Source organism: Jiella pacifica, assembly GCF_010500815.1.
Classification (GTDB): domain Bacteria; phylum Pseudomonadota; class Alphaproteobacteria; order Rhizobiales; family Rhizobiaceae; genus Jiella; species Jiella pacifica.
This window is the reverse complement of record NZ_JAAAMG010000022.1, coordinates 55,690-77,274: the sequence shown is the minus strand read 5'-3', so window position 1 is coordinate 77,274 and position 21,585 is coordinate 55,690. Positions and strand designations below refer to the sequence as shown.

The window sequence follows — 21,585 nt, the reverse complement described above, 5'->3', positions numbered from 1 at the left end:
GTTCGTGCCCGAACTCGGCGAGGCTTCCGACGCGCTGCGGCCGCCCTCGAGCATGTCCGGACATGCAAATCGTTCTGGCGACGCGAATATCCCGCAAACCCGTCTTCCGGTGCAGCAGGCGCGCCACAGCTGCGCCATCGCCGCTGCCGGAGACGAGGATCTTGCGAGAAATCGAACGTTCCGCCCCATCCCTCATTCGGCTGCCGCCCCGAAACCTCCGCAACGATCGATCTGATTTCGCACTGGAAAGGCAGCCGATGACTTTTCGTTCATCTAGGAACGTTCGCTCGCCGATACCATAGGCGGCAGGAGAGGCAAAGTGGCTTGCGTCCTGCGCGAACGATCTGGGGAAGTGGTTGCATACTTCGACGGAAAGCCTGCCTGACGACGGACGCTTCGGCTCAGGCGGAGGCCAGTAACCGCTCGGCCTCGCCCCGCCGCGGCTTGGCGGGCAGCAAGCCCTTGGCGCAGAAGGGCTCGAAGTACCGGTGAGATGCCATCGCAGCGACCACGGACGCGATCATCGGTAGCCACCAGTAGAGGTAGAAGCCGATCAGGCCGGTCCCGGCGAGGCCGTGATACCACACGACCTCCAGAAAGATGAATTCCATCACCGGATGGATGAGATAGATGCCGAAGGCGACGCGGGTGACGGGCATCAAGGGCGCCAGGAACGTCGTCGATTCGGGACGAGCCGTCTCGGCGAGCGCGGTCAGGACGAGCGCTGCGACCATCAGCGGCATCACGACGGAATGATGGCTGCCGGAGAGCATGGCGATCAGGACGAAGCCCGTGGCGAGGCAACCCGGAAGATGGCTTCGGACGTTGATCATCCGTCTCTCGACGACGATGGCGACGGCGGCACCGATCATGAAATCCGCCAAGGCGCGATAGGCACCCATCGAGTCGGCCGTCGTCCAGCCGCCGGGGCCGAACCAGCCTTTCGCGGAGGCGAGTTCGAGCAAGCCAACCCAAAGCGCGATGGAAACGACCAGCGCCTTCAGCCCGCCGACCCGCAGCAGGAGAACGACCAGCGGAAACAAGGCATAGGCGAAGAATTCGGCGCTGATCGACCACGACGGGTAGTTGAGGGCCAGGCCGTCTGTCGTGCCGAAGGCGTGCAGCAACAGAAGATGGGCCGGGAGGGCTTCGAGATTTTGGCGCCACGGATAGTTCGGTGCGCCCTTCGCCCAAGCGTAGAGTGCAACAGCGGCGAAGAACAGCGTGATGGCATAATGGAGCGGCAGAAGCCGTGCGGCGCGGCCGCGCATGAAGCGGAGGTAGCTGGCGAAGTCGCCGATCTTCTCGCGGTAGCGCGTGGTGATGAAGAAGCCCGAGATCATGAAGAACATGTCGAGCAGCGGCAGCAGCCGGTAGAGCACCTGCGTCCCGGCGTCCACGCCGTAGGGCGCCCAGAACAGGAAGTGATAGGCCATGATCAACATCGCCGCCACGAAGCGCCAGCAATCGAAAATCCGGTAGTACAAGGCAGGCCTCCATCTTCTGCCCGAGCCGGCGGCGTCGAAAATCCGAAGTTCGGTCCCAACGTTCGCCTCAAAAGACCGGCGCTGCAACGCAAGTCTTGAAGTCTGGTTAAGAGGGGACTGAAAATACGCGGGTGCGCGGGGAGAATTCCGCCACGCGGCAGGGGCGAACCAGACTGGTATCGGCCGCCCCGCCGACGAGAATGCAGGCCTGAACGGACACGACCCGGCAACGGAGGTGAACCGAGGACGTCGATCAAAGCCGATCGAGCGGACAGGGAACGGCCTTGCGCTCGCACTTGCGACGGTAGACCCGCTCCCAGCGCGACAACCGCCCGCGCTCGGTGAGCCGCGCGACGAGGGTGCGGAAGAAGTCCTTCTTCTTCGGCTTCTTGTCGAGCCGCTTGAATCGCTTCTTCTCGGGCTTCGTCATGAAGCAGCCGATGCACGCGTCTCCCTCGCCCCGGAACTTGCACACGCCGATACAGGGCGAAGGCGCCTTGGCCCACCGTTTTGTCACGAACATCCCCTGGAGCCGATCTAACGAAGAACGCGCGAGAAGCGGTTGCAGCTTTCACAATCTCCGCGCGAGCGAAGAATGCCCCTTTGATCGCCGATCTCGGGCTGCTATTAAGGCTGATGAGAATTGTCAAGTTTTGGAATGGTTCCAGATCACCGCGCCTTCGACGGCGGTCGCCGGAACCAGCGACGGACGAGAACATGAGCGCAGCATTCGCCTATGCCGAGCCGGTCGAAGTCGGCGGCAAGGTTCTTCCCTTCGAGCGACCGGGCAGCAGTGCTCTCTGTCCGACCGTGGCGCAGCGTGTGCCGCAGCTCACCGAAGAGGATCGTGACCGGCTGAACCGGCTCCGGTGGTTCGCGCTGAAGAGCCGTCTGGCGCCGCGGTCCGACGTCGAGCGGGCCTGCCTGGTGTTCTCGGCCCAGGCTTCGCCGAGCGTCGAGCAACTGGCCACCATCTTCTTCCGCGCGCTCGGGGAATATGCGACTCGCGATCTCGCCATCTACCGGCCCGGTGCCCGGCACCCCTCGGAGGACGAGATCTGGCTGCTGCGGGTGATGTCGGCCTGGCGAGACGGCGAACGCAAGGCCGGCTCGGCTTTGATCGCCTGGCGGGTCGTGCCGGCCGGCCGCCGCTGGCTCCGCTTTCTCGCCGAAGCGATGTCGTCGCGGCTCTGATCTGCCGAACGGGAGTGCGAAATGGCCAGAGCCGTCGCGGCGAACTGCCTTTCCCCGCCAGCCAGTCCGCCTCCCACCGCTTTTCCCGTTCGATGGTCGGCTCGTGTTCTCATGGGGCGTTCGATCCGAGCGCCTTGCACCGGTAGCCCCCAAGACGTTCCGCCCGTCGCCTCCGGGCTTTCCTGTCACACTCCCTGCCCTCCCCATGGAAGTCGTCGCCGGTGCCAAGCTCCCCGGGGCACGGTCGTGCGCGGTTCCATCTCGTGTTTCCAAGCCCCCGCCAATCATGGCCGCAAAACGAGCCCGCCGGGGCTTTCATTCTTTTTAGAACTATTCTAGAGAAGGAACCCGAGGGCGCCTTGCGGCGTCTTTCGACCGATTGAGTGAGCAAAGAAGGAGAACGTCATGGCTCTCGTGGCCGCGAAAATGGAACCGACCGCCAAGGAAGAGATCGTCGAGGGCCTGACGCAGGCGCTGGCCGAAACCGCCGTCGAGACCATGAAGGCGCAGAACTTTCATTGGAACGTCACCGGTATGGCCTTTGGCCCGCTGCACGAGCTGTTCCAGAAAATGTACGAAGACCATTTCGAGGGCCAGGACTTCCTCGCCGAGCGCATCAAGGCGATGGATGCCCATGCCGAAGGCCGCTTCAGCGTGTTTCTGTCGCGCAGCACGATCACCGAGCATGACGGCAAGGCCGACGCGAAGACGATGATCGAGATTCTCCTGAAGGATCAGGAAACCCTCTCCTCGACGCTTTCGGCCCTGGCCGCAGTTGCCGACCAGCACGGCGACTATGCCACCAACGACATGGCGACCGCCCGCATCGAGGCCCACGACAAGTTCGCGTGGATGCTCCGGGCCCACCTGCGCAGCAACCCGGCCTGAGCGGCAGGACCGCGCTTCGGCGTTCACCGTCCTCAGGGCGGCGACCAAAGGTTCGAGATTTTCGAGCCCCGTTGGCCCTGCCGGCGGGGCTTTTGCGTGACCGAACGTCGACGACACGCGGCAGCATGAGCTGCGTTCAGCGGCCCAGCGCTCGCCCGGCCGCCGCCAAGCCCCATTCGAGGAGGTGCTCGGCCTCGTCGCGGCTCGCCGCCTCGACGTAGCATCTGAGTTCCGGCGCGTTGCCGGAGGCGCGGTAGTGGACGGTTTCACCGGAGACGAGCGTGATCCGAACTCCGTCGAGGCGATCGACCGCGGCGACCTCGCCCACCCCTGAGAAGAAGTCGCGTCTGAACGGCTCTTCTCCGGCGAGCCGGTCGAGCAGCGCACCACTCTCGGCGGTGGGAACCTCCTTCAGCCGGTGCGCGGCGGAAAAGCCGGCGTCGAGGCGTTCGACGATGCCGGCAAGCGGCGATTTCGTCGCCGCCATCTCGGCGAGGACGGCCAGGATCGGCAGGAGGCTGTCGCGGGTCGCAAGGGCGGACAGCCGCCTTCCATCCCGCTCTACAGTCGAGCCGAGCAGCAGCCCGCCATTGGCCTCGAAGCCGACGATCCCCGCTTCGCCTTGAGTTGCCGCCTCCTCCATCCCCGCAATGACGAAGGGACTGCCAACCTTGGTGCGTCGGACGGTCCGGGCGATGCCGGACCTTTCGATCGCCGAACCAGAGGTAACCGGGGTGACGATGGTCGACAGGCCGAGATGGCGGGCGGTCAAGAGCCCGATGACGTCGCCGCGCAAGACGGTGCCGTCGGCATCGGCGACCAACGGCCTGTCGCCGTCGCCGTCGGTGGAGACGAAGGCGTCGCAACGTCCCTCGCCGGCCCACTGCCTCAGAAGAGCGACGTCCTCCGGCCGGTGCGCCTCGGTGTCCACGGGAATGAAAGTGTCGGCCCGGCCATAGGGGACTGGCTCGGCGCCGAGCTTTTCCAGCACCTCGACGAGGACGTCGCGGGCGACGGAGGAGTGCTGGTAGACGCCGACCGTCAGGCCGGACAGGGCCTTCGGCCCGAAGAAGTCGGCATAGCGCGCGACGAAGGGCGCCGCCACGTCGAGCGCTGCGGCGGGGCGTTGCCACTCGGCCATCGCCTCGAATTCGAGCAGGTCGTTTTCGTGGAGCGCTGCAAAGGCTTCCAGGATGCCAGCCTCGTCCGCCTTGCCGATTTCCCCCGTCGGGAGATAGAATTTCAGCCCGTTGCGATCATCGGGGATGTGGCTGCCGGTCACCATGATGGCGGGGGCCTGGCGCTCCAGGGCCGCCAGTGCCAATGCCGGTGTCGGCACGGCGCCGCAGTCGATGGGCTCGAACTTGGCCGCCTCGGCGGCCGCGAGCACCAGCGAGGCAATCTCAGGGCTACTCGACCTGAGGTCTCGTCCGACCAGCACATGCCGTGAGGCGGTGGCGAGATTGTCGACGTCGAGATAGCGCAGAAAGGCGAGGCTGTAGCCATAGCTCGGCCAGCCGAGAAGATCGGTTACGAGGCCACGCAGACCGCTGGTGCCGAATTTCAGGCTGGTCATGTCAGTCCTTCTCGCTCACCGCCGGCGGCCCCCTGTCGGCGCGTCAGCTGCGCGCATAGACGTCCTCGATGCGCACGATGTCGTCCTCGCCGGTATAGCTGCCGACCTGTACCTCGATCAATTTGAGGTCGATCTTGCCGGGATTGTGCAGGCGGTGGATGCAGCCGATCGGCAGGTAGGCCGCCTCGTTCTCATGATAGAATTTCGTCGACCCGTCGATGGTCACTTCCGCGGTCCCATGAACGACCACCCAGTGCTCGGCCCGGTGATGGTGCCGCTGCAACGAGAGCCGGCCGCCCGGCTTGACGCAGATGTGCTTCACCTGGAACCGGTCGCCGATGTCGATGCGCTGATACCAGCCCCAGGGCCGGTGGATGCGCATGTGCTCGCCGGCCTCCCGGCGACCGGCCTTCTTCAGCTCGGCGACGAGGGTCTTCACCTTCGGCGCAGCCGCCATGGAAGAGACCAGCACGGCGTCGTGGGTGGTGACCACCACGACGTCATCGAGGCCGAGGACCGTGGTCAGCGCCTCTTCGGATCGCACGAAGCTGTTCCGCGTATCGATGGCGACGACGTCGCCTTCGAGCCGGTTGCCGTTTGCGTCCTTGTCCTTGACCGCATGGAGCGAATCCCAGGAGCCGATGTCCGACCAGCCGAATTCCGCGGCGAGCACGCCCCCGAGCCTGGTCTTTTCCATCACCGCATAGTCAATCGAGATCGTCGGGGAGGCGGAGAAGGCGGCCGCATCCAGCCGGATGAAGTCGAGGTCGCGCGTCGCCTTTTCCGCCGCCTCCCGCGCTGCGGCGAGAACGTTCGGCGTGAAGTGCTCGAGTTCCTTCAGCATCACTTCCGCCGAAAAGGCGAAGTTGCCGGAATTCCAGACATATCCCTCGGCGACATATCCTTCGGCGGTCGCACGGTCCGGCTTTTCCACGAAGCGCTCGATCGACCGGGCGCCCTCGCCGAGATCGTCTGCGCCGGGATGGATGTAGCCATAGGCCGTCGAGGCATGGTCCGGCGTGATGCCGAGAGTCATGATCCGGCCGGTCGCGGCGACGGTGGCTGCCTTGCGGACCGCGTCGAGAAAGCCGGCCTCGTCTCGGATGACGTGGTCCGAGGCGAGCAGCAGGCAGACGCCGCCGGTCCCCAGCCGCTCGGCGAGAACCGCACCGACGGCGACGGCCGCCGCGCTGTCGCGGCGCTCGGGCTCGAGCACGATCTCGGCCTCGATCCCGAGACGCGAAAGCTGCTCGGCGGCGATGAAGCGGAAGTCGTTGTTGGTGACGACGATCGGCCGGCCGAAGCCTTCGCCCACCACCCGCCGCAACGTCGCCTGAAAGGCCGAGAGACCGTCGTCGAAAAGCTCGATGAACTGCTTGGGCATGGTATCGCGCGACAATGGCCAAAGCCGCGAGCCGGCGCCGCCGGCCATGATGATCGGGATGATTGTCGGCGATGGAGCCATGAAAGCGTCACCCGTAGTGGTTCGACCGGATCGGCGGAACGCGCCGGGCGAGGAATAACGCGCCGGACGCAAGCTTTCCATAGCATACGCGACACGGAGCCGAGGATGGCCGGCTCGGATCATGGTGAACGCGATCGACGCAGCCCGGCAATAGGCGGACAACCGGAACCGCTTGCCCGATCACGCTGATTTACGTTGCGTAAAGTAGAAGATCGGGGATACCTTTTCCCCGGCATATGCTCCCTCGTCTCGGCCCGTCCGGCTCAGCCCCCGGCAAGAAGCAGTCTCGGCTTTCCATTCCGACGAAGGTGCGATGCCGGCCAGGGAGGAGAAAATGGATCGCCGATGATCGGATCTGGATCGATTTGGCGCGATAGCGGGATGCTCCGCTCGCGCCGTTCCGCACCGTCCTCATTGCCCTGTCCCCGGTCGGTTCCCTGGTCCGCCGCGGATGTGAACGCTCCCCGTTTTTCCACTTGTGAGGCCTGAATCCGATGCCAAAGCACAGCAACGCCTTCCTCGCTGGCACGGCGCTCTGCCTGCTCGTCGGCGCGTCGACCCCGCTCGAGGCGCAGCTGAGCGACGCGATCAATGACGCCATTCTCGGCGGTGCCGCCCCGCAGCCGCAGGTTCAGAACCCGCCGAGCGAGCAGCCCTCCGAGCAGCCGCCCGCGGCGAGCCAGCCTCCGGCCTCCGATCAGCCGCCGGCGGCAAGCGCGCCGGAACCGCAACCCGACCCCGGCGCCCAGGCGAGCCCCGAGCCGATCTCTCCGCCGGCGGCAGACCAGGCGGCACCTGCCGTCGCAGCGCCGGCCTATGCGAGCGATCCCGGACCTGTCGCAGGGCCGGGCGCACCCGTTCTCGCCCGCCTGTCGACCGGTGACGAGCCTTCGCTCGGAAACGGCATCCGCGTCTCCCAGGACGACATTTCCAACGGCACCGTCGGCTTCCGCCAGATCATGGAGATCGGCCGGCACCTGTTCACCCAGTCCTTCACCGCCGTCGAAGGCTATGGCGAGGGGCCGACCGGCCCGCGCGAGAAGAAACGCCACCAGATCGGCGCCAGCGGCGTCGGCCCCATGGCCGCCTTCCTGCAGGTGCCCTGGATGCGCGTCCATGGTCTCGACGCCCAGGCCTGCCTCGAATGCCACAACGTTTCCGGCTTCGAGACGCCGGCGGGCGGCGCGACGCCGGGCCGCACCGTGCGGCCCGACCGGGTTTCCGGCGCGGGCGCTGTCACCTCGGCGGCGATCATCAACCCGCTCCTGGAGGATCCGGCGCCGAAATGGGTGGTCGACGCCTTCTATGAGCGCGGCGTCGCCGATCCCGGCAACATGTATGCCGTCTTCCTGCGTAACCCGCCGCACATCTTCGGCGCCGGTTATACCCAGAAGCTCGCCGAAGAGATGAGCTTCGACCTTCTCGCCCAGCGCCGCGCCGCGATCGACCTGGCGGCGCAGAATCGCGGCCAGTGGTACGAAATCCGACTGAACTCCAAGGGAACGGATTTCGGCCGCTATCAGGTCCGTGTCGATGCCGGTGCGCCGAGGCCGGGTGAAAACCTGCAGCCCTGCGGTGACGAGCCGAGCCTCGTCGAACGCTGCGACCGGATCGAAGGGGTGAGTGAGGACTTCCTCGTCCGGCCGTTCCAGTGGAAGGGCATCGCGTCGAACATGCGGAACTTTGTCCGCGACGCCCTGAACTTTCATTTCGCCATGGTCCCGACGGAACTCATCGCGGCGGGCGCCGATCCCGACCCCGACGGTGACGGCCTCGTCGACGAAGTGTCGATCGGCGAGGTCACGGCGCTGACGACCTTCGCCCTCGGCGCGCGTCCTCCATCGAGTTTCGAGCCCTCCGCAGGCGCCGAAGCGGCGCAGGTGGCCCGTGGCCGCGACATCTTCGAAGGCCGGGCCGGCCTCGATGCCTCGGTGGCCTGCGTCACCTGCCATCAGGCGTCGAAGACCATCCTCAACCCCGTCGTCAGGGTCCACGATCCGCGGCAGGATCGCGAATCGATGCGGGTCGTCGCACGGGAATCCAGCAATCAGGCCCCCGCCCTGACGGTGACCGACAACGGCGTCGGCCTCGGCCAGGCGGCACCGCGCGGCCTGCTCCTGCCGGTCGAGCAGGAGTTTCTCGAGGGCGGCCAGACGCCGGCGAAGGAACGGGCGATCCAGGGCCAGTCGGGGGCGCAGGAATCGGCCGGCCGCCGGCCGCCGAACGGCGCCGCCTTCGCCTTCAACCTCAACATGAACACCCCCTTCGAAGAGCGTGTTTTCCAAGCATTTCAGCCGCGTCTGCCGTCGGACACGACAGGCAGCATCGTCGTGCCGCTGTTCTCGGATTTGAAGCGGCACCGGATGGGCCGCTGCCTCGCCGACGTCATCCACCAGCAGACCGACCGTGCGGGCGTCTTCGTCAAGCGCGACGAATTCGTCACCCGGCCGCTCTGGGGCCTCGCCGATACCGGGCCGTGGCTGCATGACGGCCGCGCGCTCAGCCTGCGGGATGCGATCCTCAAGCACTCCGATCAGGCATGCCCCGACGACGGTTCGGGCTATGTCAGCGAGGCGAATGCGACGGTTTCCGCCTTCCAGGCGCTGCCTGCCCAAGACCAGGATGCGCTGCTCGCCTTCCTGCGCACGATGCGGCTGCCGCGCGATGCGTCCTTCGACAGCGTCGACCAGAATCGCTGAGACGCAGACCCGGCGGGCCCCATCGCCCGCCGCAAACTGCCCCTCCCGCCCTGCATCGACAGCGACGCCCGATCCGGTTTCCGGGTCGGGCGTCGGCATTTTCGGACTCGACCAAGGATTTCGCTCTGGCGCTTCCACTCCGGTCTCGACAGCCAGCGAGCTCGACCTTGAGGAGACACACGATGCGCTCGACACTTTCGACCACAGCCCTTCTGACCGCCGCCCTCTCGATGAGCACGGCCCTCGTTCCCCAGACCGCCGGCGCCGACGGCTACTACGGCCCGAGCGCCAGTGCCGGAGAGATCAACCGCGTGATCCAAGGTGGGGCCGGTTATGGCCGCGGCCATGTCGGCTCTGCCGCTCGCTTCCACGGCGGCTACGGCGGCCATGGCCAGTATTCCGGCTACGTCTCGCGGGACTACGGCCACGGCAGCTACCATGTCGGCAACCGCTACGGTCACGACGATTACGGCCATAGCAGCGGCGGCTACGGCTATGGCCGTGACGTTTCCGACCTCGACGACTATTCCGTTCATTCGAGCCGGGCCGGCCAGCTGGTCTATCGCTATCAGACGATTTCGCCCTTCGCCCCGGAGATCGACTATGCCGAGCCGGCCGAGCCGACCCACGACATGCAGGCCGAGCTGGCGGGTCCCGAGCCGCGCAGCGACGTCGGCCGCCCGATCCTCTTCGCCTCGGGCAGCCACGAGCTCTCCGAAACCGCCGCGGCGGATCTTAATCGCATCGGCAACATTCTTCTCGCTTACGCCGAGACCGACGTTCGCATCCTGCTCGCCGCCTATACCGACGCCACGGGTACCCGCGGGCAGAACGAAGCGATCTCGCTGAAGCGCATGGCAGCAGTGAAGGTCTATCTGGCCGACAAGTTCGACATTCCCCTGGACCGCTTCGTCGAGGCTCCCTTCGGCGAGACGCCGGCGCCGGGCATCGAAGATCCGCTGGCAGGCGAGAACCGGCAGGTGGTCGTCGCTCTGCTCGGCCTCGATCTCGACGCCCCGTCGCCCGTCGCCGATGCCGGCAGACCGGTGCCCGCCCAGGTGTCGAGCTACCGTTCGGCCGATCGCCCCGAGCCAACCTGCAGCGTTCCCGCCTATCCCCATGCCGGCTACAAGGTCGAAGGCCGTCTCGCCGCGGTGGGCTTCCAGGATCTCGACGACTTCGGCGGCGGCCGCGTCGTCCAGGTCTGCAAGGTCGGTCACTGAAACCGACAAACGGGGCGAGCCGGAAATCCGACCGCCCCTTTTTGCCGCGACAGTGCCTGATCCACGGGCCGTCCACCCGCCAGTGACGCAGGGCGGCCCACAAGCCTCAGGATGAAGACCACCCTGGAACACGAGGGAATGCGACGTTCCGTTCCAGGATCTCCGAGTTCGTAAGTCTGCCTCCCCCAGATCCACTTTCCCGACGGGTTCCAACTGCTCGACTTCGTGGTAGAACTCCGATGGGGCATTGAGGACGTAACGACAATGCGCGGGGTCAAAAACCTGGGAGTTCTCCTACGTCATGTCGGAGTTCTGGCGTCGATCTTCTTCGCGGCTCCCGCGCCACACGCCAATGGCGAAGAGAGATTGCGCCCCGGCGCGCCCGTCATCGACACCGTACGCACCCAGGTGACAGCCGCCATCGCCGGCATCCTGACTTCGAACTGCATCGCCCCCGACGCTCCGCGCCCATACGACCTCACCTATCTCGGCCTTCCCGCCGGCGACCCGCACGTGTCTGAGAGCCTCAGGTCGCGCATCAACGGCGCGCTGCAGGATGCCATCCGCGGATCGGGCCTGGCGATCAACGTCAACGCCGCCGAGAACGCCCGCGCACTGCTGCCGATCCTGAGCTTCGGCGCCGAAAGCGGTCAGCTCGAGCAGATGGTCAACCGGCTCTACGCCTCGACCTTCGCCGTCGCCGTGCAGGTGACCCGGCCGAATGTCGACGTCTCCCGGCTCACCATCGCGATCTTCGCCCGCTCCGAAGGTGGCTCCTACAGCTGCAATCGGACCGTCGGCATCAATCTGCACATGCCGTCCTTCACGGTGATCGGCGACTTCAGGAGTTCGAGCGCCGATCTCGTCGAACTTGCCGGTGCCTATCAGGCCGTGCTGGCGGCCGTCGCGCCGAAGCTTTCCACCGCCACCAGCCTGACCTTCCAGCCGGACGTGCACGTCGACGGCAACTGCGGCCTGTCGGAGCGCGCTGCCGACACCTTCACCACGGCCTATTTCCAGATGCAGCAGGGCGAACTCGCCGCCTGGCTCGACGGCAAGTCGCTGCCGTCGCTGGTGATCGGCGGCGGCGGCAAGAGCGACGGCATCGTCATGGATGTCGACTATCGCCTGCCCGACAAGGACGGCCGCATCGTCGACCTGACGATCACCATCCGCACCGGCAACACCGTTCTGGCCCGCCGGCAGGTACTCGCCGTCGCCGACCCGGGCATGCTCGACGGCTGCCGGCCGGAGACCGTCGTCGAGGCCACCGCCGCAGCGGCGCCGCCTGCCGCCACGAGCTCGGCACCCGCCGCCCCGCCGACCGATGCGCAAGCTGCACCGGAGGCAGGCCCAGCCGCAGCCGTTCCCGGCCCGACCGAGAAGTCCGTCGCCGAAAATGGCGGTGCACCGGCCGTGGCCGACGAAAACGCCGGCGCCGACGACGGCCGCCCGCCGCAGCGCCACCTCTTCATCATCGCCAATCACGACTATCGCTATGCCGAGGACGTGCGCTTCGCCGCCAACGACGCGAGCGCGGTCGAAAAGCTCTTCGTCGAGCAGTTCGGCCTCGCCCCGGCCAACATCACCCGTTACGAAGACCTGACGACGGGCGAACTGCGCTATCTCTTCGGCGATGCCGACAAGCCGGGGACGATCGGCAATCAGATCTCCTCCCCCGACGCCGAGGTCTATGTCTATTTCGTCGGCCACGGGTCGCGCTCTTTCATGGGCGGCGGCAACGACAGGACCCCTTATCTCCTCGGCATCGACAGCCGGCCGGACCGCCTCGACCTCACCGGCTACGATCTCAACACCCTGATCGGCCAGCTCGCCGCCATGCGCGAGAAGGCCTTCCCGCGGGGCCGCGTCGTCGTCATGCTGGAGAGCTGCTTTTCCGGTCGATCCGACGCCGGCGACCTCGTCACCGGCGTCAGCGCGCCGACCTCCGGCGAGGCGCCCGTGCTGAAGGCCGAAAAGGGCGTGACGCTGATCGCCGCCGCCCATTCGGATCAGGTCGCCGTGTGGGATCCGGAGTATCGCCACGGCATCTTCACCGATGCGTTGGTCTCGGCACTCTATGGCGAGGCGGACGAGACGCGTTTCGGCGGCAATGCCGACGGCCGCGTCACCGTCGCCGAACTCGAGGGCTTCCTCGACACCCGGATGTCGCGGCGGATCAAACAGCTGCGCCCGGAATTCCGCCAGACGCCGGAGATCGACGGCGCGGCGGCATCGAGCGTTCTCTTCACCCTGCCGGAAGACGGAGTCGGCCGCGAGGAAGCGACCGAGCGCGAGCACTACGAGCTCCTGACCGCGCGGGAAATCCTGGAATCGAAGGACCTCGGCGGCGTCCAGCCCTATTTGCGCGGCTGCGTCTACTGCCCGCTGAAGGACGAGCTGCGCGACCTCGCCCAGACCGAACGCCGCCGCGAGGCAATCTGCCGGGCCGAGGAGCGCCATGCTGCCGAACTCCTCAAGAAGGGCAGCGCCCTGGAGATCGGCGCCTATCTTCAGAGATGCGAATGCTGCGGCAATCGCGAGCCGCTGGAAAAGCGTGTCGCCGAACTGAAGCAGCCGGACCCGGCGGCGCTGAAAGACGAGGCGCTGTGGGCCGCGGCCGAAAAGGACGCCACGCTCGACGCCTTCTGGTACTACGTGCAGAACTGCGAGGAATGCACCCGCAAGCGCGATGGCGAGAAGAAGGTCGCCGGGATCTGCCAGCGCGCCCATGAGACCGTCGATGCGCAGTTTCCCGCCGATCGGTCCTATGACGGTCTCATCCGCTACCTGGCGAGTTGCAACGATCTTCCCGCCGTCTGCGGCTCCTGCCGGAAGATGGGCGAGGCGATCAAGCTCGTCTCCGAGATCGAGAGCCGGCCGGACTTCGCCACGCGGGGCACGGCGAGCCAGCCGGGAACGAGCGCGCCCGAACGGGCGGTGGCCGCCGAAAGCGAAGATCTCAAGGCCTACAAGACGGCGATGGCCTCCACCGATTCGGCCGACTACGACGAATTCCTCGCCCGCTTTCCAACCAGCGTCTACGGCCCGGAGATCAAGGAACGGCTGACCAGCCTGCTGGCCCAGGAAGCCACCTGGGAGGAAGTCTCGAACGCCCACACCGTCGAGGCCTATCGGCGCTACGTCCTGCAATATCCGAGCGGCAAGCATCTGCGCGAAGCCCGCGACAGGATCGAGATGCTGCAGGACGAGACCGACTGGCAGCGGGTGCTGGTCGAGCGCAGCCGCGACGCGCTGGCGGAATATCTGCGCAAGCGTCCGACGGGTCGCTATGCCGACCATGCCCGCCAGCTCGTCCGGGAGTTCGACGAGAAGGGCTGACGGGCGAAGCAACGTCGGGCCGCCCGGAGCGGCCCGCAGGCGGCTCGGCCCGCCACGACCATCGAGTGATACCACGAAGGGGTATGAGTATGGGGCAGCCCGACACGCTCTTCACCTGGTCCGAAACCGCCCGGTCGGAATTCGACGCGCTCGTCGACGGCACCGACGCCTCCGACCGGTTTCGGCTCGCCCTCGCCCAGATGATCGCCAATGGCTGGGGCGCCAATCGCGACAAGCCGGTCTGGGCGCTGGCAGGCGCGCTGGCATTGTTCGGCGAGACCGGGGCGGGTCTCGCGAGTTCGCTCGACTTCCTCTGGCTGCCGGCGAACAAGGTGTTCTCCCACCTTGCCGGCTGCCGCCATCCGGCGGTTTCCGCCAACGAGAGCGGCTCCTATCATCTGAAGCTTCCCGGCGGCGGCCTGATGCTCGACCGGTTCCGGCTGAAGCTCCTGCAGAAATATCTGGAGTTCCTGATCAGTTGCAACGGCTTTGCCCATTCCGGCGAGGTCGCCGCCCTGCTCGACGCCTGCCTGAAAGGCGGACTCGCCGACAGGTCGACGACCGACACGGCGGTGAAGACGATCGCCAAGATCCTCTACCGCTACCGGGCCGACCACTTCGACGACGGCCACGCCACCTCGGCCTTCTCGATCCTCAGGGCCTATCTCGCCGGGGTCGGCGACGTGATCACCGACGACACGGTGTTCGACTTCTGGTCGGCCGACACCAACGGCCACTTCAAGACTTATCAGGCGAGCTACTTCGCGCTGAAGGACTATGTCGACGCCCTCGCCGATGCCCGCTCGCGGGCGGCGATGCGCCGGGCGGGCGAGATCGACGCGCCGGGCGTTGCAGGCGAGCTCTCCGTCGACTTCGTCGATCCCTTCGACGTCGAGGAAGAGGACGCGGCGACGGGCGACATCGCCGAGGACGTCGAGCAGGTGGCCGCCGACGGAAGCGGCCGTGGCGGCCGCGAGGATGCGGCCATCGCGGCACTGAAGGCGATCGCCGAGAGCGAGGTCAAGCTGATCAAGAAGCGCGAGGAAATGCTCGCCGCACCGATCGCCTCGGCCGGAGCCTTCGGCTGCAGCCTGCCCCTCGCCACCCTGAGGCTTCTCGCCTTCCACCCGATCCAGTCTGCGCTTTCCAATTCACTGAGGACAGGCAAGGCAACGCTTTCGCTGAAGGAGCGCGTCACCTGCGTCGAAGCCCGGCGCTACGGCGATCTCATCGGCGAGGTGGGCGAACTCGAAGCCGCCATGACGGAATGGCTGAAGATCGCCTTCGCCGTCAGGTCCGAGGAAGCGACGGGCAACGCCCGTGCCGATGCCATCCGCGCCGAGGGCGCGCAGCTTCTGAAATCGCGGCGAAGCCAATCCCTGGCAAGGCCGCGCGAAGAACTCGCGACAGCCTTCGCCAGGGTGGAGCGGGCTCTGATCGCGCTTGCCACGACGCTCGGCGCCTTCCGCGCCGCCACCCGCGGCCGGGCGGGACCGAACGGCGATCTCGACGCCGGTTTCGAGGCCGACCGGGCGAAGTTCGCGGCACATCTCAGCCGCCTCTACGCCGATTGAATTCTTCGCCGCCGGCGGCCGACCTGCCGACGCGGCGGCTGCAAAGACGACCGTTCCGCCGGAGACCGAAGGTCCCGCAGAGGACCATGCTGAAAGGGATAATGCAGTGACAATCCGCCTCCCCCCGATCACATCACCGGAGCTTCTCATGGAGGCCGAACGCCGCTTCGTCGATCGCCGCGCCACCCGCGATCTTGCGGGGCATGGCGCCGAAAGAGCCGAGGGCGCCGGCCGTCTCGACGTCGCCGCGTTTCTGGCCGGGCAGGCGAGCGAGACACCCGGGACGCCGATCCCGCTCGGGCTGCTGCGGCTGCGGCGACAGTATCTCCAGGGCCGAAGCCTCGCCTTCTCGACGGTCGCCCGCGCCGCCAGCACCGAAACCGACGTCGCCCGAACCATCGGCGGCTTCCGGCTCGAGCTCGTCGAGGAGAGCGACGCCTGCTTCGTGATCGTTTCTCCCAATGCGGCCGGTGAGTTGCCCCGTCACCTTACCTTGATCCACGAAGAAAAGAGATTGTCACTCGACATTCCCTTAGGTAATTCTATCGGGGGCGTCCTGCAGATCGGGCTCGACCCCGGAGCAGCCGACAACTTCCGAACGATCGAACTCCTGAAGGATCCCAAGACGGAGATCTATCTTTCGTAAGTGAAATGAAATCGCCGCGTTTTCTCTCCGGAACTTGAGTTGTCTGGCGGGAGAGCTGCGAGGAAGGTATCGAGACGAACCGGATGCGAGCGCTTGAAACCCTGCGTCAATTCGCGCACAGTCCGGCTTCCGACCCCGTTTTCGATGCGGCGCGTTTCGCGGCGAACGGCAACGCGCGAAAGTGTATGCGTGTCATCATTCCGACAACGGCCAAGCCGGTCGAGCTCCGGGCCATCAAGCGCCGTCCGCGGGTTCCCGCGAGTTACATGGCGATCGCCGGCGACTTCCGCCCCCTCGCCCTTTCCTCGGACTACCACCGCTTCGTCAACGGCCCGCTGCGCCTCGTCGTGACGGACCTGCCCTCCACCGAACTCAGCCTTTCCGACGGGCTCGACTGCGGTCGATCCTGGGAATTGCCCGTGCTCATCGCCCATCTGGTCGAGGCCGCCGGGCGATTGGACGAACGCGATCCGACGCTCGTCTGGGCGACCGGGATGGTCGATGCGGATCTCAATCCCCAGACCGCCGACTACCACGTCCCGCTGAAGCTCGAACTGTCGCGGCCGCTGTTTTGCGAAGCCGCGGCCAATGGGCTGAAGGCGGTGATGGTCGTTCCGCCGCCGCAACACCGGCAAGAGCGCGGAGAGATCGAGGCCTTCGCCGCCGAATTCGGCGCCGAGCTGACGGTCGCCGCCTCGCTGGCAGATGTGCTGGCGGCATTCGGCATCGAGATGGACGGCGGTTCACCGGATCTCGTCGAAGACGGGACCGCCGACACGCGACATGCACCGGATGGCCGCAGCGCTGCATCAGGCGGTTCCACCGAAGCCGGCCGGAGCATCCGATCGGAGCGCGGCCGCCTGATCCTCGGCCTCGGCGGCGGCACCGCCCTCCTCGCACTCGCCGCCGGCAGCGCGCTTTTCTTCTCTGAGCATTCCACTCCCGCTCTCGATACGGGTCACCAGCCCGAACGGGCCACCATCACTGCGACCGACAATCTCGCGGTGGACGGGCTCTATGCGGAGACCAGAGCGGCATGTCAGGAAAAAATCTACACCGGCGGACAGTTGGCGGTCGAGCCGGCCAGTCGTGTCGCGGGCGGCTTCACGCTGAAAGCGAGCGAGGGGCTCTGCGGCATCAGGCTGCGCAACCTCTCGGACCAGGCGCAGAAGCTTTTCGTCGATGCTCGGCTGACCAGTCTCGCCATCCCGGGCGGGGCCTCTGTCTTGTCCGGCGGGGACCTGTCGTCCGGCGAGGCCACACTTCTCTACTTTGCCCGAACGCCGACCCGGATCGAGGCCGACGCGAGGACGCGCGATTCCAGCGGACAGGAAAGCCAGGTTTCGATCGCGATCAGATAAACGGCCGGCTTCCGGCAACCTGGGAGATGGGAAAATCGGCATGACCGCAGGATACCGCTCCGATAGGCGTTCCGTCCGGTCGCGCCGGCTGCGGACCATCTCCGCCGGTCTCGCCAGCCTCCTCGCGTGCCTCTCGCCGTGCCTCTCGCTCCCGGCGCTTGCGCAGAGCGACGTCAACGCCATTCTCGGCGGCGAAACGCCGGCCGCAGTCGAGGACGCCGGTACGCCCGGCCTTCACTCCTCGCCCTTTCCCAGCACGGCTGGACAGCAGGCGAACGTCCCAGCGCAGGAACAGGCCGCGCCAGCCGCTCCGATCCGTCCCGGCAACGACGAGCGCTGGTTGAACAGCGCGCACCCGGTCGAGAACCTCTCGGTGATCTCGGTGCACCCGCTGCCGGGCGAAAAGTGCCAGGACGTTCTCTTCGATGTCCGCCCGTCGACGAGGGTCCGCCACAGCCCGAACGTCGACGGCACGCTGGACTTCGATCTCGGCGAACTCTGCCTTCTCGGCGTCCGCAACGATTCGGACCGGCGGACGGTCGTGGTGCGCGTCGGCGAAGAGCTGAAGACGGTCGCCATCGTTTCGGACAGCCGGCTGAATTCCGGCATCGCGCTCGGTCCTGGCCGCGAGATCATGACGCCGATCCGGCCGCTCGACGTCAAGGCCCTGACGATCAAGGTCGAGGCGGTGTGGGACGACGAGATCGACGCCGCCTCCCCGACCGTCGAGAGCTTCTCGCTGAGGCTGGTCAACAAAAGCAAACCCGGAAGCTGAGGAAACCTGCAATGGCACGCCCCTTCGACGAACCCTGCCGGTCCGGCAATGCCCGCAAGCGCCGCCTCGCTGCCTTCCTCACCGCCGCGATGCTCGGCACGGTGGTCTTCGCCTCGAACGCGTCGGCGATCGACTTCAAGCTGCCGGTGGAGGATTACGGCAAGGTCGTCCTGCCGCTCCGCCAGTCGCTCGGCGACGCCGCCCGCGACGTCGTCGACCGGCAGAACGTCTTCGAGCCGATCGGCCTGTTGCGCGACGACGATCCGATGCGCCGGCTTTCGCGAGCCATCGGGCGGCTCGATCTGAAGGTCGAGGAGAACGGCAAGGAATTCCTCTCCACCTGCACCGCGACGATCGTCGAAGGCAATCTGGTTCTGACCAACTACCACTGCATTCCAGGCTTTTCCGGCAAGGTGCTCGAGGCCTCGCTGCTGCTCGACTATTACGGCCCCGACAGCCAGACGATCCGCATCCCGGTGGACACGGCCCCGGTCGAGAACGATCCGAAGCTCGACTATTCCCTGTCGCGCCTTGCCGGTCCGCCTCCGGCCGATATCCTGCCGGTGCCGTTTTCGCGCGAACGGTCGCGACCGCTGGAACGCCTCACCATCGTCCACCATCCGGCCGGCCAGCCGAAGATGATGACGCAGTTCCGCTGCTATGCCGCCGACAAGCAGGAGGACGGTCCGCTCCTGCGGCATCGCTGCGACACGCTGCCCGGCTCCTCCGGCGCCCTGATCTTCAATTCGGACCGGCAGGTGGTCGGCATCCACCACTCGGGCGGCCTGAACGAAAACGATCCGTCGAGCTTCAACGAGGGCTCGAACACCGTCGACATCATCGGCGAAAGCGCCTTCCTCCACCTGCCTCCGGCATCGGGCGGCGACGCCTCCGCGCCCGTGGCGGCCGCTGCCCCGGCATCATCGTCGGGCACCTCCACGACATCGGCGGCCGTTGCCCGCCAACCGGCCGCCGCTGACCCGGCCATTACCCCGCAGCCGGCCTTCGGCGCGAGCCAGAACGAGGTGATCGGCGGCACCGGCTCGGCCAAACCATACAATGACATTCTCGGCCAGTGAGGCCGCTGGAAGCGCTCTAGCCCTTCCACTTCGAGAAACGACCGATCAACCGCATCAAAAGGCTGAGGACAATGGCAAGGATGACGGGTTCGACAATCGGAAGCGGCGAGGACCCGGCAAAGCCCGGTGCACCGCGCGCGAGCGCGCTGGCGCGGCTGCTTCTGGCGGCGATGATGGCTTCGGCGGCGCCATCGGCCTTCGGCATCGGATCGGTCGCTCTCGCCCAACAGACAAAGCCGCATCAGATGACGGAGCGGGCCGAGCGCATCATCAAGACCCTGCGCCCCGCCGCCCGCAGCCGCTATGACGACGCCGCCTACGCCAACCGGATCATCCAGATGGAGATCCCGCTTCCCGGCCGGGACGGCATGAAGAAGGTCATTCTGAACTACAACCATTCCGTCGACCTGGCCGTCTACTACGATTTCGACAGCTTCGACATCACCCGGGAAACGGCGGAGGTCCTCGACGATCTCGGCTACGCCCTGGAGGCAAGCGAGCTCGAAGGCAGCCAGTACCTCATCGCCGGCCACACCGACGCCGCCGGCAAGGACGCCTACAACCAGTGGCTTTCGGAAAGCCGGGCGCTTTCGGCCAAACGCTATCTGGTGAAGAATTTCCGCGTCGATCCTGACCGGCTGATCGTCGTCGGCTTCGGCGAGACGCGCCTTGCCGATCGTCGCCGGCCCCGCGACGGCATCAACCGCCGCGTCGAGATCACCCTGATCGAGGACGGCTATTCCGGGCCGACGGCCGAGCGCTTCGAGGCGCCGCGCGCCACCTACCACAAGGGCCCGGCGCCCAGTGCCGAGGATCTCGGCCTCGCCCAATACGGCGCCGCGGCTCCCCCGCCGGCCGTTGCCGACGACTGCGCGGGGACGGAAGGAATTGCCGACCCGCGGCCGGCCGACACCGGCCTCGACGACTTCGGCAATCGCCCGACCCCGGTTCCCTGCAGCGACGTTTCCGGCGAAGGCACGCAGCCATCGCCGGAGCCGATCGCCGCGGAGGCACCAGAGCCCGCGCCGAAGGCCGACACGGCGACGCCGGCGGTCTCTCCCCCGGCCAATCCCGCCGCCGACCAGAACTCGGCGATCGAAAATTGAGGGAGGGGCACGACGAACCACCACCAGACTGAGCCGCCCGGCACCTTGCCGAGCAGCCGATCCCCCCATCCCTCAGAACCAATGACAAGGAACCGGAGAGCCCCGATGAAGATGCTCGCAAGAACGACCGCCGCCGCGATGATCGGCCTTTGCACCTTGGCCGGTGCCGCGCATGCCGCCACCCTCAACGTCCTCGTCATGCAGGAGGACTGGGACACGGAGAGCCTGGCGCGCAACAACCGCATCCAGAATGCGGTGCTGTCGACGATCAACCAGACGCTCAATTCGCCTGCCTATCAGTCGCAGCTGCAGAAGTACGGCATCCAAGGCCTCGACGTCTATGACGAGACCGCGCTGACGCTGAACTTCTACCAGCAGGATCGTCAGCGCCGCACCGACGAGGAACTGATCTCGGTCGTGCGTTCCGTCGACAATCCCCAGATGGACTACGTCGTCCCCTACACGATCTATGCTCGCGCCGTGACGGACCCATACAGCGGCATCGTCAAGCTGCAGATGTCACTGAACTATCGCGCCATCGACGTGCGCAGCGGCCGCTTCGCCGGCGGCGACAATCTCGACCTCGACACCCAGGGCACCGCCTTTGCCGGTTGTGCCGCCGGCCTCAACGGCACGCCGGCCGATCCGCACTGTATCAAGGAGTTCGTCTCCCTGAACGGCGAGAAACTGGCCCGCAACGCCGGCAACAAGCTGGCCATTCAGCTTGCTGCACTCCTCGGCCGCAGCAGCGGCGGCGGCGGCTATTCGTCCGATGGCGGTCACGATGCCGGCACCAACGACGCCATCGACGGCGACGTCGCCGCTCTGCCCCGTCGCGGCGTCGGCGGATCGGGCTGCGACAATCCCCCGACCGTCTTCGCCGTCACCTTCCGCGGCTTCGAGCAGCGCCAGATGAACGCCGTCGAGGAGTACATGTCCTACTGGAAGTGCGCGCTCGATCTCGACGTCTCGAAGTCGGACTTCTCGGAGATCACCTTCTCCTACAAGACCCGCTCCGACCAGCAGCGCGTTCTGCGCAACGTCCGGCTGATGCTCGAGCTCATGGGCGTCGTCGCCGACCCGCAGACCCAAGGCTCGAACGAGATCGTCGTCGAGGCCCTCGGCGTCCGCGAGAACTGAGAAACGCAAGGCGCCCGCCGATCGGCGGGC

Annotated in this window: 16 protein-coding genes; 12 read left to right on the top strand and 4 right to left on the bottom strand. The window is 66.6% G+C overall.

What is annotated here, in order from left to right; genetic code table 11:
* Window positions 1-401: 401 nt before the first annotated feature.
* Window positions 402-1,487, bottom strand: coding sequence for an acyltransferase family protein (locus tag GTK09_RS21450; RefSeq protein WP_246218046.1), 1,086 nt, complete (start codon window positions 1,485-1,487; stop codon window positions 402-404).
* 253 nt (window positions 1,488-1,740) lie between these two features.
* The gene (locus GTK09_RS21445) at window positions 1,741-2,010 is read right to left on the bottom strand and encodes a DUF1289 domain-containing protein (RefSeq protein WP_163465442.1); all 270 of its coding nucleotides are present in this window, start codon (window positions 2,008-2,010) and stop codon (window positions 1,741-1,743) included.
* A 194-nt stretch (window positions 2,011-2,204) separates the two neighbouring features.
* On the opposite strand from GTK09_RS21445, the gene GTK09_RS21440 reads away from it, so the two are divergent.
* Complete coding sequence (locus GTK09_RS21440) at window positions 2,205-2,681, top strand: hypothetical protein (protein ID WP_163465441.1); 477 nt, start codon at window positions 2,205-2,207, stop codon at window positions 2,679-2,681.
* A 405-nt stretch (window positions 2,682-3,086) separates the two neighbouring features.
* Window positions 3,087-3,569, top strand: a complete 483-nt coding sequence (locus GTK09_RS21435) for a Dps family protein (protein WP_163465440.1) — start codon at window positions 3,087-3,089, stop codon at window positions 3,567-3,569.
* A 136-nt stretch (window positions 3,570-3,705) separates the two neighbouring features.
* On the opposite strand, the gene GTK09_RS21430 is transcribed toward GTK09_RS21435, so the two are convergent.
* Window positions 3,706-5,145, bottom strand: a complete 1,440-nt coding sequence (locus GTK09_RS21430) for a phosphomannomutase (RefSeq protein ID WP_163465439.1) — start codon at window positions 5,143-5,145, stop codon at window positions 3,706-3,708.
* A 43-nt stretch (window positions 5,146-5,188) separates the two neighbouring features.
* Window positions 5,189-6,610 (bottom strand): mannose-1-phosphate guanylyltransferase/mannose-6-phosphate isomerase, encoded by a 1,422-nt coding sequence (locus GTK09_RS21425; protein ID WP_163465438.1) that lies wholly within the window; start codon window positions 6,608-6,610, stop codon window positions 5,189-5,191.
* A 494-nt stretch (window positions 6,611-7,104) separates the two neighbouring features.
* Here GTK09_RS21425 and GTK09_RS21420 point away from each other — a divergent pair, with 494 nt between their 5' ends.
* From GTK09_RS21420 to GTK09_RS21375, 10 genes are all read left to right on the top strand, one after another.
* Window positions 7,105-9,309: a di-heme oxidoredictase family protein gene (locus GTK09_RS21420; RefSeq protein ID WP_163465437.1), complete on the top strand. Its 2,205-nt coding sequence runs from the start codon at window positions 7,105-7,107 to the stop codon at window positions 9,307-9,309.
* Window positions 9,310-9,491: 182 nt separating this feature from the next.
* A complete protein-coding gene (locus tag GTK09_RS21415; protein WP_163465436.1) occupies window positions 9,492-10,532 on the top strand; it encodes an OmpA family protein in 1,041 nt (346 codons plus the stop codon).
* 264 nt (window positions 10,533-10,796) lie between these two features.
* Window positions 10,797-13,874, top strand: a complete 3,078-nt coding sequence (locus tag GTK09_RS21410) for a caspase family protein (RefSeq protein WP_163465435.1) — start codon at window positions 10,797-10,799, stop codon at window positions 13,872-13,874.
* 83 nt (window positions 13,875-13,957) lie between these two features.
* Entirely contained in the window at window positions 13,958-15,448 is a 1,491-nt protein-coding gene (locus GTK09_RS21405; RefSeq protein ID WP_163465434.1) for a hypothetical protein, read from the top strand.
* Between the two features lie 148 nt (window positions 15,449-15,596).
* Entirely contained in the window at window positions 15,597-16,094 is a 498-nt protein-coding gene (locus GTK09_RS21400) for a hypothetical protein (protein ID WP_163465433.1), read from the top strand.
* Between the two features lie 185 nt (window positions 16,095-16,279).
* On the top strand, window positions 16,280-17,455 hold the full coding sequence (locus tag GTK09_RS21395) for a hypothetical protein (protein ID WP_163465432.1): 1,176 nt from the start codon (window positions 16,280-16,282) through the stop codon (window positions 17,453-17,455).
* A 40-nt stretch (window positions 17,456-17,495) separates the two neighbouring features.
* Window positions 17,496-18,230 (top strand): hypothetical protein, encoded by a 735-nt coding sequence (locus GTK09_RS21390; RefSeq protein ID WP_163465431.1) that lies wholly within the window; start codon window positions 17,496-17,498, stop codon window positions 18,228-18,230.
* An 11-nt stretch (window positions 18,231-18,241) separates the two neighbouring features.
* Complete coding sequence (locus GTK09_RS21385; RefSeq protein WP_163465430.1) at window positions 18,242-19,309, top strand: trypsin-like serine peptidase; 1,068 nt, start codon at window positions 18,242-18,244, stop codon at window positions 19,307-19,309.
* 80 nt (window positions 19,310-19,389) lie between these two features.
* Entirely contained in the window at window positions 19,390-20,415 is a 1,026-nt protein-coding gene (locus GTK09_RS21380; RefSeq protein ID WP_163465429.1) for an OmpA family protein, read from the top strand.
* Between the two features lie 105 nt (window positions 20,416-20,520).
* Window positions 20,521-21,555: a hypothetical protein gene (locus tag GTK09_RS21375; protein ID WP_163465428.1), complete on the top strand. Its 1,035-nt coding sequence runs from the start codon at window positions 20,521-20,523 to the stop codon at window positions 21,553-21,555.
* Window positions 21,556-21,585: the final 30 nt, after the last annotated feature.

What these genes read in the sequence shown, in the direction of transcription:
- GTK09_RS21430 (WP_163465439.1), bottom strand. Translation starts at nt 5,145, where the DNA reads ATGACCAGCCTGAAATTCGGCACCAGCGGTCTGCGTGGCCTCGTAACC.
- GTK09_RS21440 (WP_163465441.1), top strand. Translation starts at nt 2,205, where the DNA reads ATGAGCGCAGCATTCGCCTATGCCGAGCCGGTCGAAGTCGGCGGCAAG.
- GTK09_RS21385 (WP_163465430.1), top strand. Translation starts at nt 18,242, where the DNA reads ATGGCACGCCCCTTCGACGAACCCTGCCGGTCCGGCAATGCCCGCAAG.
- GTK09_RS21400 (WP_163465433.1), top strand. Translation starts at nt 15,597, where the DNA reads ATGGAGGCCGAACGCCGCTTCGTCGATCGCCGCGCCACCCGCGATCTT.
- GTK09_RS21425 (WP_163465438.1), bottom strand. Translation starts at nt 6,610, where the DNA reads ATGGCTCCATCGCCGACAATCATCCCGATCATCATGGCCGGCGGCGCC.
- GTK09_RS21375 (WP_163465428.1), top strand. Translation starts at nt 20,521, where the DNA reads ATGAAGATGCTCGCAAGAACGACCGCCGCCGCGATGATCGGCCTTTGC.
- GTK09_RS21410 (WP_163465435.1), top strand. Translation starts at nt 10,797, where the DNA reads ATGCGCGGGGTCAAAAACCTGGGAGTTCTCCTACGTCATGTCGGAGTT.
- GTK09_RS21390 (WP_163465431.1), top strand. Translation starts at nt 17,496, where the DNA reads ATGACCGCAGGATACCGCTCCGATAGGCGTTCCGTCCGGTCGCGCCGG.
- GTK09_RS21435 (WP_163465440.1), top strand. Translation starts at nt 3,087, where the DNA reads ATGGCTCTCGTGGCCGCGAAAATGGAACCGACCGCCAAGGAAGAGATC.
- GTK09_RS21415 (WP_163465436.1), top strand. Translation starts at nt 9,492, where the DNA reads ATGCGCTCGACACTTTCGACCACAGCCCTTCTGACCGCCGCCCTCTCG.
- GTK09_RS21380 (WP_163465429.1), top strand. Translation starts at nt 19,390, where the DNA reads ATGACGGGTTCGACAATCGGAAGCGGCGAGGACCCGGCAAAGCCCGGT.
- GTK09_RS21445 (WP_163465442.1), bottom strand. Translation starts at nt 2,010, where the DNA reads ATGTTCGTGACAAAACGGTGGGCCAAGGCGCCTTCGCCCTGTATCGGC.
- GTK09_RS21405 (WP_163465434.1), top strand. Translation starts at nt 13,958, where the DNA reads ATGAGTATGGGGCAGCCCGACACGCTCTTCACCTGGTCCGAAACCGCC.
- GTK09_RS21395 (WP_163465432.1), top strand. Translation starts at nt 16,280, where the DNA reads ATGCGTGTCATCATTCCGACAACGGCCAAGCCGGTCGAGCTCCGGGCC.
- GTK09_RS21420 (WP_163465437.1), top strand. Translation starts at nt 7,105, where the DNA reads ATGCCAAAGCACAGCAACGCCTTCCTCGCTGGCACGGCGCTCTGCCTG.